This window comes from Vibrio sp. V08_P9A1T1, from assembly GCF_963874405.1.
Classification (GTDB): Bacteria; Pseudomonadota; Gammaproteobacteria; order Enterobacterales; family Vibrionaceae; genus Vibrio; species Vibrio anguillarum.
The window spans coordinates 14,306-30,737 of the sequence record NZ_CAWNIB010000261.1; the positions used below are offsets into that span (position 1 = coordinate 14,306).

The 16,432-nt window shown below is 45.7% G+C and carries 12 protein-coding genes; 5 read left to right on the plus strand and 7 right to left on the minus strand.

What is annotated here, in order from left to right; all coding sequences use genetic code 11:
• The 3 genes from AACT21_RS11875 to AACT21_RS11885 all read right to left on the minus strand — a co-directional run bounded on the left by AACT21_RS11875 (nt 1) and on the right by AACT21_RS11885 (nt 5,757).
• Entirely contained in the window at nt 1-2,142 is a 2,142-nt protein-coding gene (locus AACT21_RS11875) for a TonB-dependent hemoglobin/transferrin/lactoferrin family receptor (RefSeq protein ID WP_094164477.1), read from the minus strand.
• Entirely contained in the window at nt 2,143-4,155 is a 2,013-nt protein-coding gene (locus AACT21_RS11880; protein ID WP_094164478.1) for a prolyl oligopeptidase family serine peptidase, read from the minus strand.
• A gap of 255 nt (nt 4,156-4,410) precedes the next feature.
• A complete protein-coding gene (locus AACT21_RS11885) occupies nt 4,411-5,757 on the minus strand; it encodes a DEAD/DEAH box helicase (RefSeq protein WP_026027154.1) in 1,347 nt (448 codons plus the stop codon).
• Between the two features lie 395 nt (nt 5,758-6,152).
• Between AACT21_RS11885 and AACT21_RS11890 the strand changes: the two genes are divergently transcribed.
• Nucleotides 6,153-6,422, plus strand: coding sequence for an Lpp/OprI family alanine-zipper lipoprotein (locus tag AACT21_RS11890; protein WP_026027153.1), 270 nt, complete (start codon nt 6,153-6,155; stop codon nt 6,420-6,422).
• Nucleotides 6,423-6,530: 108 nt separating this feature from the next.
• On the opposite strand, the gene AACT21_RS11895 is transcribed toward AACT21_RS11890, so the two are convergent.
• The 4 genes from AACT21_RS11895 to AACT21_RS11910 are packed head-to-tail and all read right to left on the minus strand — an operon-like array spanning nt 6,531 to nt 10,665.
• A complete protein-coding gene (locus AACT21_RS11895) occupies nt 6,531-7,454 on the minus strand; it encodes a L,D-transpeptidase family protein (protein ID WP_013868372.1) in 924 nt (307 codons plus the stop codon).
• 5 nt (nt 7,455-7,459) lie between these two features.
• Entirely contained in the window at nt 7,460-8,872 is a 1,413-nt protein-coding gene (phrB, locus tag AACT21_RS11900; RefSeq protein ID WP_094164479.1) for a deoxyribodipyrimidine photo-lyase, read from the minus strand.
• 16 nt (nt 8,873-8,888) lie between these two features.
• The gene (locus AACT21_RS11905) at nt 8,889-9,722 is read right to left on the minus strand and encodes a MerR family transcriptional regulator (protein WP_017048150.1); all 834 of its coding nucleotides are present in this window, start codon (nt 9,720-9,722) and stop codon (nt 8,889-8,891) included.
• Nucleotides 9,712-10,665 (minus strand): YbgA family protein, encoded by a 954-nt coding sequence (locus AACT21_RS11910; protein ID WP_176430240.1) that lies wholly within the window; start codon nt 10,663-10,665, stop codon nt 9,712-9,714. The genes AACT21_RS11905 and AACT21_RS11910 overlap by 11 nt, the downstream gene beginning before the upstream one ends.
• 311 nt (nt 10,666-10,976) lie before the next feature.
• Between AACT21_RS11910 and deoD the strand changes: the two genes are divergently transcribed.
• The 4 genes from deoD to AACT21_RS11930 all read left to right on the plus strand — a co-directional run bounded on the left by deoD (nt 10,977) and on the right by AACT21_RS11930 (nt 16,429).
• Nucleotides 10,977-11,687, plus strand: a complete 711-nt coding sequence (gene deoD / locus AACT21_RS11915; RefSeq protein ID WP_013868368.1) for a purine-nucleoside phosphorylase — start codon at nt 10,977-10,979, stop codon at nt 11,685-11,687.
• Between the two features lie 60 nt (nt 11,688-11,747).
• Nucleotides 11,748-13,217 (plus strand): hypothetical protein, encoded by a 1,470-nt coding sequence (locus tag AACT21_RS11920; protein ID WP_010317563.1) that lies wholly within the window; start codon nt 11,748-11,750, stop codon nt 13,215-13,217.
• Between the two features lie 163 nt (nt 13,218-13,380).
• Nucleotides 13,381-14,868, plus strand: a complete 1,488-nt coding sequence (locus AACT21_RS11925) for a hypothetical protein (RefSeq protein ID WP_013868366.1) — start codon at nt 13,381-13,383, stop codon at nt 14,866-14,868.
• Complete coding sequence (locus AACT21_RS11930; protein WP_013868365.1) at nt 14,849-16,429, plus strand: diguanylate cyclase domain-containing protein; 1,581 nt, start codon at nt 14,849-14,851, stop codon at nt 16,427-16,429. Before AACT21_RS11925 ends, AACT21_RS11930 begins: the two co-directional genes overlap by 20 nt.
• The last annotated feature ends 3 nt before the right edge of the window (nt 16,430-16,432 follow it).

A 16,432-nucleotide genomic window follows, 5' to 3' on the forward strand; every position in this document is an offset into this window, starting at 1 on the left:
CTAAAACACGTATTTAGCCGTAGCGGTAAAGTAACGCCCGGGCTCAGTGGAATAGAGAGTTTGACTTTGACTTACACCTGCGACGTCTTGGTAACGAACGTATTCACGGTCAAATAGGTTCATGATGTTGAGACTCACATCAAGGTCACGCATCACTTGATAACTCACGCCAAGATCGACCGTAGACCATGCCGACGTTTGCGCGCATTGCGCTTTACGGCCTATATCATCAGAGCATGCTGGTGCTCGGTCCATCGAACTCGCCCAGTTCCAACGTGCGTAGGCATCCCAACTTTGTTGCTGGTAATTTAGTTGTCCATTTCCTTCCCACGGCGTGATGGTACGAACGTATTCATCTTGATCATCTTTGCCATCCACATAACCCGCTTTGAACGTGGTTGACCAATGTTGATTCAGTTGATGGGCGAAGGTGAACTCCACACCATACGTTTCGACGCCATTAATATTTTGGTACTGCTTGATCCAAGCGCCTCTATCGCTATCAAATCCCACGTCTTTAGTGTCCATGAAATTGTCAAAGAGAGAGTAAAAAACCGCGACATAAGCTTGAGATTGGCCATTATCGTATTTTGAACCCAACTCAAAACTATCACTGGTTTCAGCCTGTAAATTCATGTTCGGCGCGATAAAAAACGGCGTCAGTGGAACAAAGCTGTGGTCTGCCGCACCGTAGGCTTTGTCATAGGTCGGAGCGCGGTAGCCGTGGTTGTAACTGAGGTAACTGTTGAATGATGGCGTCCACTGGTAAGCCACGGATGCGCTCGGTGACCATTCACTGGTTTGAATTTCACTAATAGCAAAACCAGCAATAGGTTGCTCTGACTGAGGAGTAAGGTTATTCAAATCAAAACGTAAGCCAGCGCTAAATGTCCACTGGTTAAGGCTGAATCTATCTTGCAAATAGACGCCCAAACCATAGGCCTTCGCTGGTGCAAACGGAATAATATTTTCGTAGGTTTCCCCATTGGAATCCTTGGTATCCACGTGACGAGGGCGTTCATAACGATTGGTATTAAGCACTGCACCGTAAATAAATTGGTGTTCGATGTTGTGGACTCGTGCTGCTTTTTCTAAATCAACCGATAGCCCTATCAACTGATCAGAAAAGCTTTCATCGCGTCGCTCACGACGAAATTCAAGGGTGTCGTAAAAGGCATGTTCTTTGGTCAATAAGCGATTGGTTTGAGTATCACTTTGACTATCACGCCAGTAAAGCTTGGCGTCCACATGGTCTGCCCAGAAAGAAAGGGTATCTAATTGCGCACCCAATGATGCCGATAAGGTTTGGTGCTGTTCCTGTTCAAAAAATTCTTTGCTTTCCCATTTGTCATCGCGCTGAATGGAAGCAATCCCTTCTTTGCGGATGTTTTCATCTTTATAGGCATTAAATTTTGCACTGAGTAACAGCGAATCATTGACCATGTGATCGTGAGCTAACGATGCACTGAATCCTTCAATATCTCGGTTATAGAGATCTTGGTTAAAGTTGCGTGTCTCTTCGCCTTGCCAATATGAAATGGTCACCAAGCTTTCACCATTTCCATTGCGCACCGCTAGCGTGCTACTGCTCTTATATTGATTGCTGATCCCTGTGTAAGAGCCAGAGGCATCAATATAGAAATCACGTCCTTGCAAATAATCCGCCGGCGATTTTGTGGTGACAACCACAACGCCGCCGATCGCGCCCGAACCATGAATGGTAGACCCTGCCCCTTTCACAACCTCAATGCTTTTTATGTTGTCTAAGGCGAAAGTATTGCGGCCTACTTTGTCGTTAATGTCATTGGCACCATAGCCGTCCGATGCGGCGACGCCATCTTGAATGATCGCAATGCGGTTGCCCGTCATCCCTCGAATCGTGATGTTTTGTGGCCGACCAGCGCCACCCGTAACACTGATTCCGGGTTCATGACTCAATACATCATACAGTTCTGTCGCGCCTTGTTTTTCAATGGTTTCACCGTCGATCGCTGATATTGAGCCGGCGACTTTTGACAGCGGCTGTTCTACTTTATTGGCACTCACCACCACTTCTTCAAGCTTGGTTAGGCTGAATTCGGCATGCACTGACCCTACCGCAAGCACGCTAAGCACCGCTGCGGTGATTGGAGAAAGCTTCATTTACTGCTCCGCTTTTTTGTTTTTATCTATGGTAAGAAGAAAGGCGTATTCCACGGCCTGTTGCTGTAGTGCCTTACGTGAATCGCTACTGTGCCCGCTATTGAAGTCCGTCCATAGCAAGTAAGGCCCGATACCCGTACTCATCATCGACATTTTTTCTATGTATTTCGCGCCTTCCCAATAAGGGACACGGTTATCAAACCACCCGACACGGACGAGGGTTGGCGGATAAGGTTTGGCTTGAATATTGAGTAGTGGGTCATAAGCTTCAATTGCTGAGCGTTGCAATGGCTGGCTAGGATCTCCCCACTCTTCTCGCTGCTGCACCGAGAGTGAAGAGGAGTCTTCTGTGGACATGCTTCTAAGCACATCCACAAAAGGCACTTGCAGCACCACTCCAGCAAAAAGTGCTGGGTTTTGATTAACCGCGGCCGCAACTAAGGTTCCACCAGCGCTGCCGCCAATCGCATAAAGAGCGCGTTGGCCGTTATTAAAATGCTGCAATGAAGAGGCGACGTTCAGAAAATCTGAGATGCCTATTTTTTTCAGAATGCCAGACCCAGCGCGGTGCCATGATTCACCGTGATAACCACCACCGCGCACATGAGCAATCGCATAAATTACGCCTTGATCCAATAAACTGATCACTTGTGGCATAAAGTACGGACGCATCGCGACGCCATACGCGCCGTAGCCATAAAGAAAGACGCTGGACTGTGCGCTCAAGGTGTCTTTTCGGTACGCCAAAGTGACAGGAATAGCCACGCCATCAACATCCACCACAATCTGTTGTGACTCATACTGTTCCGGTAAATAGGCAGGATAGTGGTCTTGACCCAGTCGCTTCCATTGTAAGCTTGCCACATCAAACTCACGCCAAACTCCTGCAGAAACCATCGACATTGAACGCACGCGCAGTTTATTGCTTTGCCAATCACCGTTACGAGAGACCCAAGCGACCTCACTTTCTGTTGCCAAGGGCTGTGATGCTCTCAACTTTCCATGCTGATCCATAATGGCCAGTTGAGAATGCTGTGCTTGGTTGGTTTTAACCACAACGCCAGCTTGATATAAATAAAAATTATCCAGCGTGGAATGATCATCTGGCGCATAAAAAAGCTGCCAAGGGTTTTCATTCATGCTCAGTAATCGACGGTAGAGTGCAAACTTGCCGTTGAGGTTACTATTGATGTAGAGCCAACCATTAGCAACGTCTGCGTAGTATTCAATACCCGGCTGTGCGGCACGAAGCGGAAGGCTTAAGTGAGAGCTGTTGGTCTCTAAAATACGTTGTTCACTGCTGTTTTCGTTGTTGACTTGCACGAGGGCAAAATGCGGATCCGCCGCCAAATAGAGAGACACAATCCACTGCGGATCAGCCCACTCCCATAGGGTTTTTGTCTGCTTGCTCAGCACATCATAGCGCTGTAATAAGCGAGAAGAACGGCTTTCTTCTGCCGCCAAAAAATAGAGGTATTGGCCATTTTCAGACCAAATAGCTTGAGTCGTTGCAGATTGGCTAAGCACGATTTCCTGCTTCGATACACGATCCACCAGCGTCAGCGTGTAGTGCTCTTCCCCAGTCAAATCTTCGCTTAATGCAATAAAGCGGTCCCCTTTTGCCACCGCCCAATTGGCTAACTGGTAATAATCTGATTGCTGCTGTCTTACACTGATATTGACCAAGCGCTCAATTGGGCTGTCTTCTGCGGTCTTTTTAACAACAAAACGTTCACCCTTAATTACTTGATCATTATAGTAATTTTGGTACTGGATGAGCCAAGGTGTCGGTGCTTTTACGCTCTTATTCTCTGACCATGTTTTGACTAGTGCATTAGAAAGTGGTGTGGCTTGATTAAGCCACTGTTGTGTTTTTTTATTGTGATCTTCAAGGTGCGCTCGAACCTTAGGCTGGCTACGCGAGCCATCTTCCAGCCACTGCAGTGACTCACCATAAGATGAATGAAAACAAGACAAACCAACAACAAAAGCAATGATATTGAGTAATTTCATTATGATCAGTGAAAACATAGCCAATTATTATAATGAGGCGCAGCTTGCCACTAAACGATAATGAGATCAATTATCATTTTTATATAAATAGAGAAATTATGAAATTTATAAGGGTGAACGTTTGCGTGTATATAAAAACACCGCCAATTTGGCGGTGTTTTTATAATTAGTGTGAGGTTGTCTCAGCAAATACTGGCATTGAGTCCACCAGCAGATTCGATTGACCGAAAGGTCACGCTGACAAGACGCTCGCTGTTACTCATCGTCAACTTTAGGTGCAACTCTCTTTTTCGGCACAAATACCGCATCACCCACTGCCACATTCTGATAAAAGGTTTTATCGCGTTTAACGGGCTTCTTATTGGCGGTGTGCGCCTTGGGCTTAGTACTTTTAGTCTTAGCGGCTGCGTTTTTCTTAAAGGCCGGAACGCGTGGTTTTAGTCCGGTAAATTTACCTTTCAGATCATCAAATTGAGAGAACTCGATATCTTGCTGCAAAAAGGCTTCCACGCGCTTGAAGCTGTCCCAATCTTTTGGGCCAACCAGCGAGATTGCATCACCTTTGTTACCCGCGCGGCCTGTACGACCAACACGGTGCACATACTCTTCCGTATGTTTGGGCATATCAAAGTTAATCACGTGCGTCACGTTCGCGATATCAAGGCCGCGTGAAGCCACATCCGTCGTGACCAAAATTTTAAATACGGCGCGCTCAAACTGGCTCATGATGGTGTTGCGCTGGTTTTGATTTAAGTTACCACTCAACGCAACAGCTTTCAGTTTCTGCTCGTTGAGTTTAAGCGTTAAACGCTCAGTATCAGAACGGGTTGCGGTAAAAATGATCACTTGTCGATATTCGGCTTCTTGCAGCACGCGTTCGAGTAACGCTTCTTTGTGATCAAGATGATCACAAAGGTAGAATTTTTGGGTGATGTCTTTATGCTCTTCGTTGACAACACCAATCGAAATACGTTTTGGATCTTTAAGCAACTCGGTACCAAAGTCATTCACTTGGCCGTGATCAAGCGTTGCGGAAAACATCAGTGTTTGGCGACGACGGTGGTTCGCTGCATGATGAATACGGCGTAGTTCCGGAGCAAAACCTAGGTCCAGCATGCGGTCAGCTTCATCAAGGATCAGCGTATCTAAACCATCAAGACGCAACGAGCGGTGCTCTAAGTGATCCGCTAAACGACCGGGAGTCGCCACAATAAAACGGGGGAAACGGCGCAGTGCTTTTACTTGGTCGTTAAAGTTTTCACCGCCCACAATCAGTGTTGCTTCGTAGCTCAACCCACTGAGCATAGTACGCAGCTCACCGTACACTTGTTTGGCCAACTCACGTGTCGGAGCGAGAATCAGAGCTCTAGGGTCTTTTGCTGATAACGCTTTAGTTTTGAGAGACTTATGCAGCATTGGCAAAACAAATGCTAATGTTTTACCCGAACCAGTCTTAGAGGATGCCAACAAATCTTTACCTGCAATCGCCACGGGAACCGCTTGTTGTTGGATCTCTGTCGCTTGTTTGAAGTCATAGTGTTTGAGGGTCTTCAATAAGCGATTATCTAAGCCTAAATCTTTAAACTGCAAAGGATTCTCCAAAAATTTGTAAAGTTGCCACAATAAATAGGGCAAGAGGTCAAAATGAAAACGCAATATGATAGCCCGAAAGGCGCTTAGATAGATAGAGATCACATAAAAATAATCAGCACGCACACTTTTTCAAGGCATAAGAAGATAGAAAATACGTCTCTTAACGATGAGACATAGCGGAGTAAATGAGCATAAATTGAAATTCTTGGATTATTTTGACTTTCGGCTACTGGGTGAACGCTAGAATAGTGTCTACAATTGAGTTCGTCACTATATGATGATTTCCAAACAAGTGTATACCCAAACAACTTGACGTTGCAGGTAAACAGCACCGCTGTAGCTTCAAGTAGGAAAAGTATAATAGGGCGTCATTGATAATAATCTTACAAACAAGGAGTTCAATAATGAATAAGATGTTAATTGCAGCTGCAGCCTCTTCTGTACTTCTACTTGCTGGTTGCGCATCAGGCCCTGATGACGCAGCAATGACGAAAATGGATCAGCTAAGCAACCAAGTTAGCCAACTCAGTGATCAAATTTCTGCACTTAAGAGCGAGCAATCGACACTTTCGTCTAAAGTAAGCCAAGCGGCTGATGCCGCTGCCGCTGCGCAAGAAGAAGCGGCTCGTGCAAACGAGCGCATCGATAATATTGCTCAGTCATACACGAAATAATTTCGTTATATTCCATAGCTGAAATTGCTTAAAAGGCTTGTTAATTCAAGCCTTTTTTATTGCTGCTATTACATGGTTCACCATTAATGAACTCATCAACTTCTTTAATTACTCCAATGAGGTTGAAAAATCTGCAGCCACAACTTCGACAGGCACACCATTTTGCGCCAAGATCACCGCTCTCGCTTTCGCATCTGATTTGTTAAATTCATCCAACCACCAGCGAAGTTCCTGCGGTACCTGCAACTCTTTTTTACTGCCGTTACTGCGCGTTAAAGGTTCATGAGCTTCAAGAAATACGCTTCGATCTGGCTCTAAGGCTAATTTTATCGGCTCATCAATTACTTTCACTTTCTCGCCACGCTGAACCTGCTTAAACAGCCATTCAATATCCTTGGGATCCATACGAATACAACCTGAGCTGACTCTCATACCAATACCAAAATCTTTGTTGGTACCGTGGATCAAATAATCACCCGCACCATAAGCGAGACGAAGCGCGTATTCACCAAGCGGGTTATCTGGCCCAGCAGGCACCACCGCAGGCAGTTCAATACCTTTCGCTTTATATTCAGTGCGGATAGATTGAGGAGGTGTCCAAGTTGGGTTCGGCCGTTTTTGGCTGATAGTGGTTTCCATTTCGGGCGTGTCACGACCAATACGGCCAATGCCGACGGGGAAAATATGCACTTTGCGTTTTTCAGGCTCAAAGTAATAGAGCCGCAGTTCCGCTAAGTTGATGACGATGCCTTCGTAAGCCACGCGCGGTAAAATAATTTGTGACGGAATGGTTAGCACAAACTCTTGCTGCGGCAAAAATGGGTCAATTCCTTTGTTAGCCGCCATCAAAGATAAAAACCCAACATCGTACTGTTTTGCAATTTGCGCTAAGGTTTCGCCCTGCTCAATCACGTGATATTGAGTTCGGCCAACCATGCTACTGCCTTCGGCAGGAAAATCATAAGTCGCGGCAAACGCGTTCACACTGAGCGCACCCCAGCAACAACACAAAGAGAGTAGCTTGCGTAGCATGGTGATCAGGTATCCTTGGCGTCTTTATAGAGCTGTAAGGTTATCTCTCTTTCTACTTTATGATCAACCATTGGCGCGGGATATGACAAGGAATTGACGGCAGGGAATTTCCAAGGCGTGTGGATGTACTTATCTGGCAACGAAGCCAATTCAGGTACCCACTGACGAATAAAATCCCCTTTCGGATCAAAACGTTCCCCTTGGCTGGTAGGGTTAAAAATTCGAAAATAAGGTTGCCCATCACACCCTGTTGAAGCGCACCACTGCCAACCGCCATTGTTGGATGCATAATCGCCATCCACTAATGTTTGCATAAAATATTGTTCACCAAGCCGCCAATCGATATGCAGATCTTTGGTTAGAAAACTGGCCACAACCATCCTTAATCGGTTATGCATCCACCCCGTTTTGTTCAGTTGGCGCATCGCCGCATCGACAATAGGGAACCCGGTTTGCCCCTGCTGCCAACGTTCAAAGGCCGTTGAGTTCTCCCACCAAGATACATGTTTCCCCCAAGGTGCAAAATCTTTTCCTTTACAGAGATCAGGACGAAACCCGATCAGATGCTGATAGAATTCACGCCAAATGATTTCGCTCAGCCAAGTTTGCGCCCCTTCAGACAACCCAATATGTTGCGATTCAGCGTATAGACGCGCCATACATTGACGCGCAGAAAGCGCCCCTATTGCGAGATAAGGTGATAGTGCGCTGGTCGAATCCAACGCGGGAAAATCACGCTGCTGGTGGTAGTTCTGTACCTTATCACGGCAAAACTGGCGTAATTTAGCGCGAATTGCATCGAACTCGACCACCCAATGATCACTGCTGATGCGTGGATAGCTGAACGAGCGGTGTTCGCTCCACAGCAACGGCTCAAGATCCTTTATGCGTTTATAATGTGTAGAAATAGGCGTTGGTAAAATTTGAGGAAGAGCCGCTTGTGATAACCACGCTCGTTTAAAAGGCGTAAAGACTTTGAAATAATCACCTTGCTTGTTTTTGACCGAACCGGGCGCAATAATGCACTTATCGTCGTATGCTCGCCACTCGATCTGGCGCTCTAGGCAAAACTGGTTCGCCATCTCATCACGCTGCAACTCATTGATTTCATACTCGCGATTAACTAACACTGCGCTGGCATTGAGCTGCTTAGCCATGGTGGCGATCTGCTGCGCAGCATCAGCGTAATCATCAACTTCCTCATACAGCAGAGCAATATTGAGTGCTTGCAGTTCACGTTGCAGCTCAAATAAACGCCGATAGATAAGATCCGCCTGCATCGGAGCAAGATGGTGTTTTTGCCACTGTGCTGGCGTTGCAATGAATACGGCAACAACAGGTTCTTCACCATCAATCGCGGCATGTAATGCCGTATTATCAACGGATCGTAAATCTCGGCGCAGCCAGAGTAATTTCACTGTACATCCTTACTGATTAATCTAACGAATGGTGCAGACGAGCAACCACATCTGACAACGAAAGCTTATCTCCCAGTGAGATACGCAATTTCCGTAACGCTTGAACTTGCTGCTCGGTTAGTGCTCGGTTGGCAAACAGCGCAACCTGTTGGTAGTTTGCTAAAGCATCATGATCAACAAGAGCGGTAAGATCTTCGACACCATCTAAGATAGTGAGGTTATAACCAGCTTCCACCTTTCCCACGAACCATAGCCAAGCCAGTATGCTCGATGTTGGATCAAGATTAACGCAAAGACATTTCCCCTTGGTCGCCGCTTTGTTTTCCGCTTCAATGATCGAGCTCAACTTGCTTATCATCAGTGCCTGAAAAAGCCCTTTTTGCAAACTGCGCAACGGTCCTTTAACCCGCTCTAACGTGTCGATGACAGGAAAGACAAACTGCTGCTCAACAATCTCTAACGGATACTCTTTCAATACCGTAGCAATGGTTGATTCCGCTTTGCCTTTATTGAGATCCACTAAAGCTTGCAGCAATTGTTCTTGCTCTAAAAGCTCTGAACCATGATTTGCCAAAGTATCGATGATGCTTTCACTGCCACTGAGCAATGCACTCACTTTGCCAATCGAAACACCTTTCGCCAGCCAACCTTGAATTATGCGAATCGTCGCAATATCCTCTTGTGAATAAAGGCGATGCCCTTTTTCCGTGCGCTGTGGCTGAACAAGGTGATAGCGGCGCTGCCATGCACGCAAGGTAACGGGCTTTACTCCAGTCATCTCGGCAACGTCTCGAATAGCGTATAATTTTTCAGTCATCATGTTTTCAGTCAGTGGGTTCTCATAGTCCATAACGTAACCTTAACGTTTGTGGATAAGGCGATAAATAGTGCTGTTGCTGCAGATAAGCATCGGGATACATTTTTATGTAATGTTTGAGCAACGTAATAGGCGCAAGTAAAGGAAGCTCGCCAGTTCGATAGTCATCAATCAATTGCGCTAACTCTACTTTCTGCTCTTTGTTTAAGGCTCGTTTGAAATAACCCTGAATGTGCATCAAAACATTGGTGTTGTTTTTACGGCTCGCTCTGTGTTTAAGCGCATCCATTAGCCCTTGGCGATAGTGCTCAATAAAATACTGTGGCGGATGCTGCTTGACTTCAGCCACCAAACGGCCGAGTTCTCGATACGCTTGCGGGTGATGCGCCATTAACGTCAATTTGTAACGTGAATGAAAGGCCACCACTTTGCCCGGTGTCGGGTTGTTACCTATTGATTGATAAAAATCATGTAAACAGTAGACACGCGTAATGAAGTTTTCGCGAAGCACTGGATCATGCAAACGGCCATCTTCCTCTACAGGCAACCACGGCATTTTACGCATCAAAGTGGCGGTATAAAGCCCAACACCCTCTTTGTCTGCTCGTTGATGCTTATAGACTTTGACTCTTTCCATGCCACATGTCGGGGATTTCGCACAAACGATATAACCACACAATTTCATCAATTCGAGCTCATCAACTTTTCGTTCTGAGAAATCGAACATGGCTTGCGTGTAATCTTTGGTTTCATCTTTAGTTTCAACCAGCGCTAAACGCTCTTCGTGAGAGATCAGGCGAATGGTAGGCCTTGGCACGGTTAAGCCAATCGAAACCTCTGGGCAAACGGGTATGAAAGAGAAATAATTCGTTAACTCTTTGGTCACAAAGTCACTCGCTTTGTGGCCAGAATCAAAACGGACTTGCTCTCCCAGCACACATGCACTGATCCCGATACGAATTTCTGGATTACTCATCGCCGCCTCATATACAAAAATATTTGTTGTATAATGTATAGCACACTCCAACCACCTTATACAAAATATATTTATGTACACATAAAAGGTAAACGTTTACCCAAATCGATTGCCTTACCACTTTCAACACTTTTAGTTATCAATGAGCCACAAAAAGGGTATTAACCTCCATTCTGTGACAAATCTCTCAAGGAACAGTGTCAGGTCTAGCTAGTATTGCCTCAACAAAACACATCAGATTCAACAGAATTAGTAATTTAATCCACTTATTGCGGATAAATCGCTGACTCGAAAACTTTGGAGTAACAACGATGGCAACCCCACACATTAATGCGCAAGTTGGTGATTTCGCTGAAACCGTTCTAATGCCAGGCGATCCATTACGTGCAAAATACATTGCTGAAACTTTTTTAGATGATGCTAAACAGGTTTGTGATGTTCGCAGTATGTTCGGTTATACCGGTACTTATAAAGGTAAAAAAGTATCCGTTATGGGCCACGGTATGGGCATTCCATCATGCTCGATTTATGTTCACGAGTTGATTTCAGAATACGGTGTAAAAAATATCATCCGTATCGGTAGCTGTGGCGCAGTTCGTGACGATGTCAATCTAATGGATATCGTTATTGGTATGGGTGCTTCAACCGATTCCAAAGTTAACCGCATCCGTTTTAACAACCACGATTTTGCCGCGATTGCGGATTACGGATTGCTTGAAACGGCCGTCAATCAAGCACGTGCACAAAACGTGCCCGTGAAGGTAGGCAACGTGTTTTCCGCTGATCTGTTCTACACACCTGAAGGTGATTTATTCGAAAAAATGAATAAGCTTGGCATCTTAGGTGTGGATATGGAAGCGGCCGGTATTTATGGCGTTGCAGCGGATCTAGGCGCAAAAGCATTGACGATTCTTACCGTGTCAGACCACATCATTCGCGGTGAGAAATTAAGCTCTGAAGATCGCCAAACCTCTTTTAACGACATGATGAAAGTCGCGCTTGAAACAGCGATTAGTATCTAATTTTTAAACCTCAGCTGCTCACCCAAATTGGCAGCCTTAAATTACCCCGAGGGGGCGATTGTGTCCAACGACCAACTACCCAAGGACGCAGATGGTTTACAACTCAACTTTTGTAAAACATTGGCGTGTGATAACTTTGGACTGAGTGAAGCCGAACGGTACGTTCTGCAGCGCGTAAACCCGAAGCGTCCAACGATGGTTTGTCGTGAATGTGGAGCTTTCCCCCCCTTACTTAACAACCGAGAAGTGTTAAACGAATTACACCGTTTAAGACAGCTTCACAGCGACGGGTTGCCCGCTTGTCGCAGTGATGATTGCCAAAATTTCGGTTTATCTGTTCATACACACAAACACCTCTATCACGCTTTTGGCTACAGCGGCGATCGCCAGCGGTACCGTTGCAAAGCTTGCCAGAGTACCTTTGTTGATAAGTGGTCAGGAGCCAACAAAAAACTCGCTTTTCAAGAAACCTTACTCGGCCTACTCTTCATGAGTTATTCGGTGCGAGAGATTTGCCGTAAATTATCCATCAACCCAAAAACGTTTTATGATCATGTCGAGCACATTGCCAGTCGCTGTCGGCGAAAACTGGCCATGATTGATGCGCGTTGGGTGAATCATGCAAACCAATATGAACTGGCTTGCAATTACATCCCGCTCCAGCCCCATAGCGACAACGGCGTATTGTGGTTTGCAACAGGTGAAGCCAAAACAGGTTATATACTCTGTCAGCACGTAAACTATTCCGCCAATGAAGAGCCTGCAGGCGAGCTTGATCACAACCCCTATCACTCGCCCGCGCGTTTTGTTTCTCGTGAACATTCATCCGAAGCGAATCTACCCACTCCTGACGCATCTCCGCTATTGCGCGAGCGTATTGATCAGAAATACCAAACGATTTTAGCCCGCGGTAATGTTGAAGACCCCATGGGTAACCTCACCACTTTTCATTACCCTTCTAAAGGCGCCTTGATTCGCCCTCCTTACACCTCTTATGCTCACTTCCTCCACGTGCTGGATTTGTGCCTTGAAGATAAGCGAGTTTCTATCTATCTGCCTCAAGATCCGGTTTTACGTTCTGCCGCATTGAGCGTCTGTTTGCCGCGAATCAAGCGTAAGAATGTTGACTTGATGTACGTTGAGGAAGATCCGCAATGGCAAAATGGACATTCCGTGAATAAAACGGACATTGTTCACATGGGATGGTGGCGAGATCGCTGGGCTATTGCCAATCAGGCGCAGGCTGCCAAAGGTGTTTGCTATTTGGCAGGAGACAATCCAACACCCGAAGCTTGGCTCGATAAAGCATCGATTAAGCAAACAGAGTTCTATCAAAAACGCTTCCAACTGTTGTTCGAAAGCTTTATCAACGAACCGAGGCGTAAACTTCGCCCTGGCGGCCTACAACCAATGCTGGATATTTTTCGTGCTTGGCACAATCTGTGCTACCAAGATAAACATGGATTCACCGCCGCCCAAAATTTGGAATTAACTAAACATCCACTGACATTGAAAGAACTACTCTCTTAGATTTTTAGGTTATATTTAGACTGTGGATTGTGAAGTAGCGCAGATTATTGTGGTAATGAATAACCAATGCACCCACTTTTGGGAAAGTAAATAGTGCGCTTTAACGTTGGCTTCATATAATGAATCGGTGACTTAGGCTTCTTACTTTTGAGGAACAGCCCGTTTGGATAAAAGCCAATACCTTCTTGAAATTGAAATAGAACAGCTTAGAGCCCGTATTGAAACTGAGCCGGAGAAGGTGTCGATCGTCGCGGAGCAGTGTTTATTGAGAGCACAGCAGATCTTTTTCCCAGAAGGGGCGATTCAATGTTTGATCATTTTATCTCGCTGCGCTTGGTGTCTAATGGACTACCGCGTGGGTTTAAAATACATTAAAGAAGCCTTATCCACTCAAAATACCCTCGATACTGATGACTGCCTTCCCGAAATTCTGCATATTCACGCGCTGCAACTTTGGGGTCAGGCAAAATATTATACCGCCCAACAATATTGGATAAATGCCTTAGAACAATCAGCTCTGGTTGATGAAGTTGATATCCAGATAGAGTGCCTCATTGGTCTGGGTAATGTTTGGCGTATTACTAACGAATATCAACTTTCATGTTCAACACACGAGCTAGCCGTTAAAGTCGCTAATAATGCCCGTATCCATTGGTTAGAAGGCAAAGCCCGTATTCTGTGGGCATGGGATCTCTATCTACTTAACCAATACATCGATATGCTCACGGTGCTCGATGGTGCAGAAGAAGCGCTACAGGATCATCCCGATAAAACTTGGCAAGCCGAGGTTTGGGATTTTCGCGGCTTGGCACTGCTCGGGCTTGAACGAATCGAAGATGCGGAAGCGGCAACCACCAAAGCACTCGAACTTGCCGTAGAGCATAACCTTGTGTGGATGAAGGCCCACTCATTCATTAGTCGAGCTCGTTTGGAACTGCTGAGAAAAGACTCCAAGAAAGCAACTGAGCTGTTGCTTCTTGCTGAAGCCTCTGCTGCTTCATTTGATAAAGGTGAGCTACTTTCACAAATTTGCTACCAACAATCCCTAGTCGCAGAGCAGCGTGGTGATTTTAAAGCTTCTTTAGCCTCATTTAAGAAATATCGCCAATTTACGGTTGAGATGCTTCGAGAACAAACGGCGCGCATTGGCCTTGATAAAGCAAGAGCCTCTAAGCGACAACTTGAGCAACGAGCACGTAAACTCATTAACCGTATTCGTGGTCAACACGAATACGACCCAGAGAAACATCTCTCCAATGTAGTTTCAGAGACTTATTGGTGGGAACAACTCATGCTGTTCAAGACCGAGTTGAAGCATTCTAATCACGCTGTCATTGTCATCCAACATAACGACTCAAAGTACCTCGATGTATGTACCGAGATTGCCCACTCGCTCTGTAACCAAAAAGATCTCGTTTCTCGTTTAAGTAGCGAACGCTTAGCGCTGCTTCTTGCCGATAAAGGCGATGCAGCGCTGCACGTCTTCCATGTATTGGCTAAGATGATTGAAATATACCCCTGGGAAAGAAAAGGATTAACGGGGTCGCTACCTCAAGTGATGTTCCAAGACATTTTGAGTTTCCCATTCACATTAGAACAACTGGAAGACAGTCAACCTCAGGAATGGTCGCATGGAAGTACTGCTCAGTAAGATTAAAGATACGGGTTTGGATGCCACCTCCGTTTCCGGAGAGGAGGCCATCATTTTCTGGAATCACGTCCGACAACATATAGCCTCAACATCAAAAGAAAAAGCACTTAGCTACATCATCAGTGCAGAGTATCGTTCAGAACTGCATCAGTCGTCCGCCAGCATAGAGGAGCTTCGTCACGCCTTAGCATTACTTGAATTGCCTAAGGACGCCGAAATTATTTTGTCTGTGAAAAACAGTTTGAGCGATCGCCTAATGGAAAGCGGTGAATTTGCCGCGGCGCTCAACGAATATGTGTCCGCTTCTAATATTGCCGTCGACACAGGTTACATTGACGAATATGTACTAGCCGTCATTGGCATGGGTAACCTGTGTGATGCTTATGGCGAGCACAGCCGAGCCCTTCGTTACTATCAAAAAATTGATAGTATTGATCACGCAATCACCAGCCGCTCATTACGCCTGCGTTATAAACTTTACATGCTATCGTGTTACATTCAACTGCACCGAATCTCCGCCGCCACCGACCTAATTAAAGAGTGTGAAGAGCTGAGTATTTTGGTCAGCGATAAAATTCTTACCGGGCAAATTTCACTCTATCAAGCTCAACTTTATCTTCATCAGGATCAAGTCGATAAAGCGCTCATTACGCTCTCTAGTGTTCAGTACAGTGCTGGGAATATGAATTCCACCTGGCTATCGAATATGATTCGAATTGAAACGGCCAACTGCCTGGCTAAAATAGGCAAAAGTCATATTGCCAATATGATGCTGGCCAGTACAGACAAACGTCTGCAACGATACACGTCACCCACGATGGCCAAGCAGCTGTATCGAGCATTCAGTGCCGTGTGCGAGCGCCAAGGCCTTTATCAAGCCGCCCTGATTTATGAAAAAAAGGGCTTTCGAATTGAAACTGATCTGATGAAAAACATCCCGATTAGTGAGCTGGGGGCTAATCAACTGCGTCGCTTATCGCGCTTTGAATTGCAATTGAAATTGATCTTATCTGAGATTGAAAATCGCGAGCTCAAAGAAACCACCGAACATCAAAAGAATGCCGTAGCCCAACTTCAACAGGATGTCTTCACTGACCCACTCACCACTTTACACAACCGCCGCTGGTTAGATGTAAAGCTGAAAGACCTACTGCTTCATGAGAAGCTATTTGCATTTTTAGTCATTGATATTGACCATTTTAAATCGATTAATGATGAACTTAGTCACTTGGTTGGTGACAAAGCGATAGTCAATGTTTCACGTGAGTTGAAAAACTACTTTAAATTCCGAGGCTCCTCCTGTGTCCGTTTTGGTGGAGAAGAGTTTCTGGTGATTTTAGAAGATTGCTCGCTCGACCAAGCTGAAATGCATGCCGAAAACTATCGAGAACGCATATTCCAATTTGGTTGGCACGATATTCTAGGTGAGCGCGGCTTAACCGTCAGTATCGGTATAACCTTGCATCGAGATGGTGAAAATACACAACGCACATTCTACCGCGCCGACAAAGCCTTATATCGCGCGAAAGCGAATGGCCGCAACCAAGTGTGCACTGAGTAACTT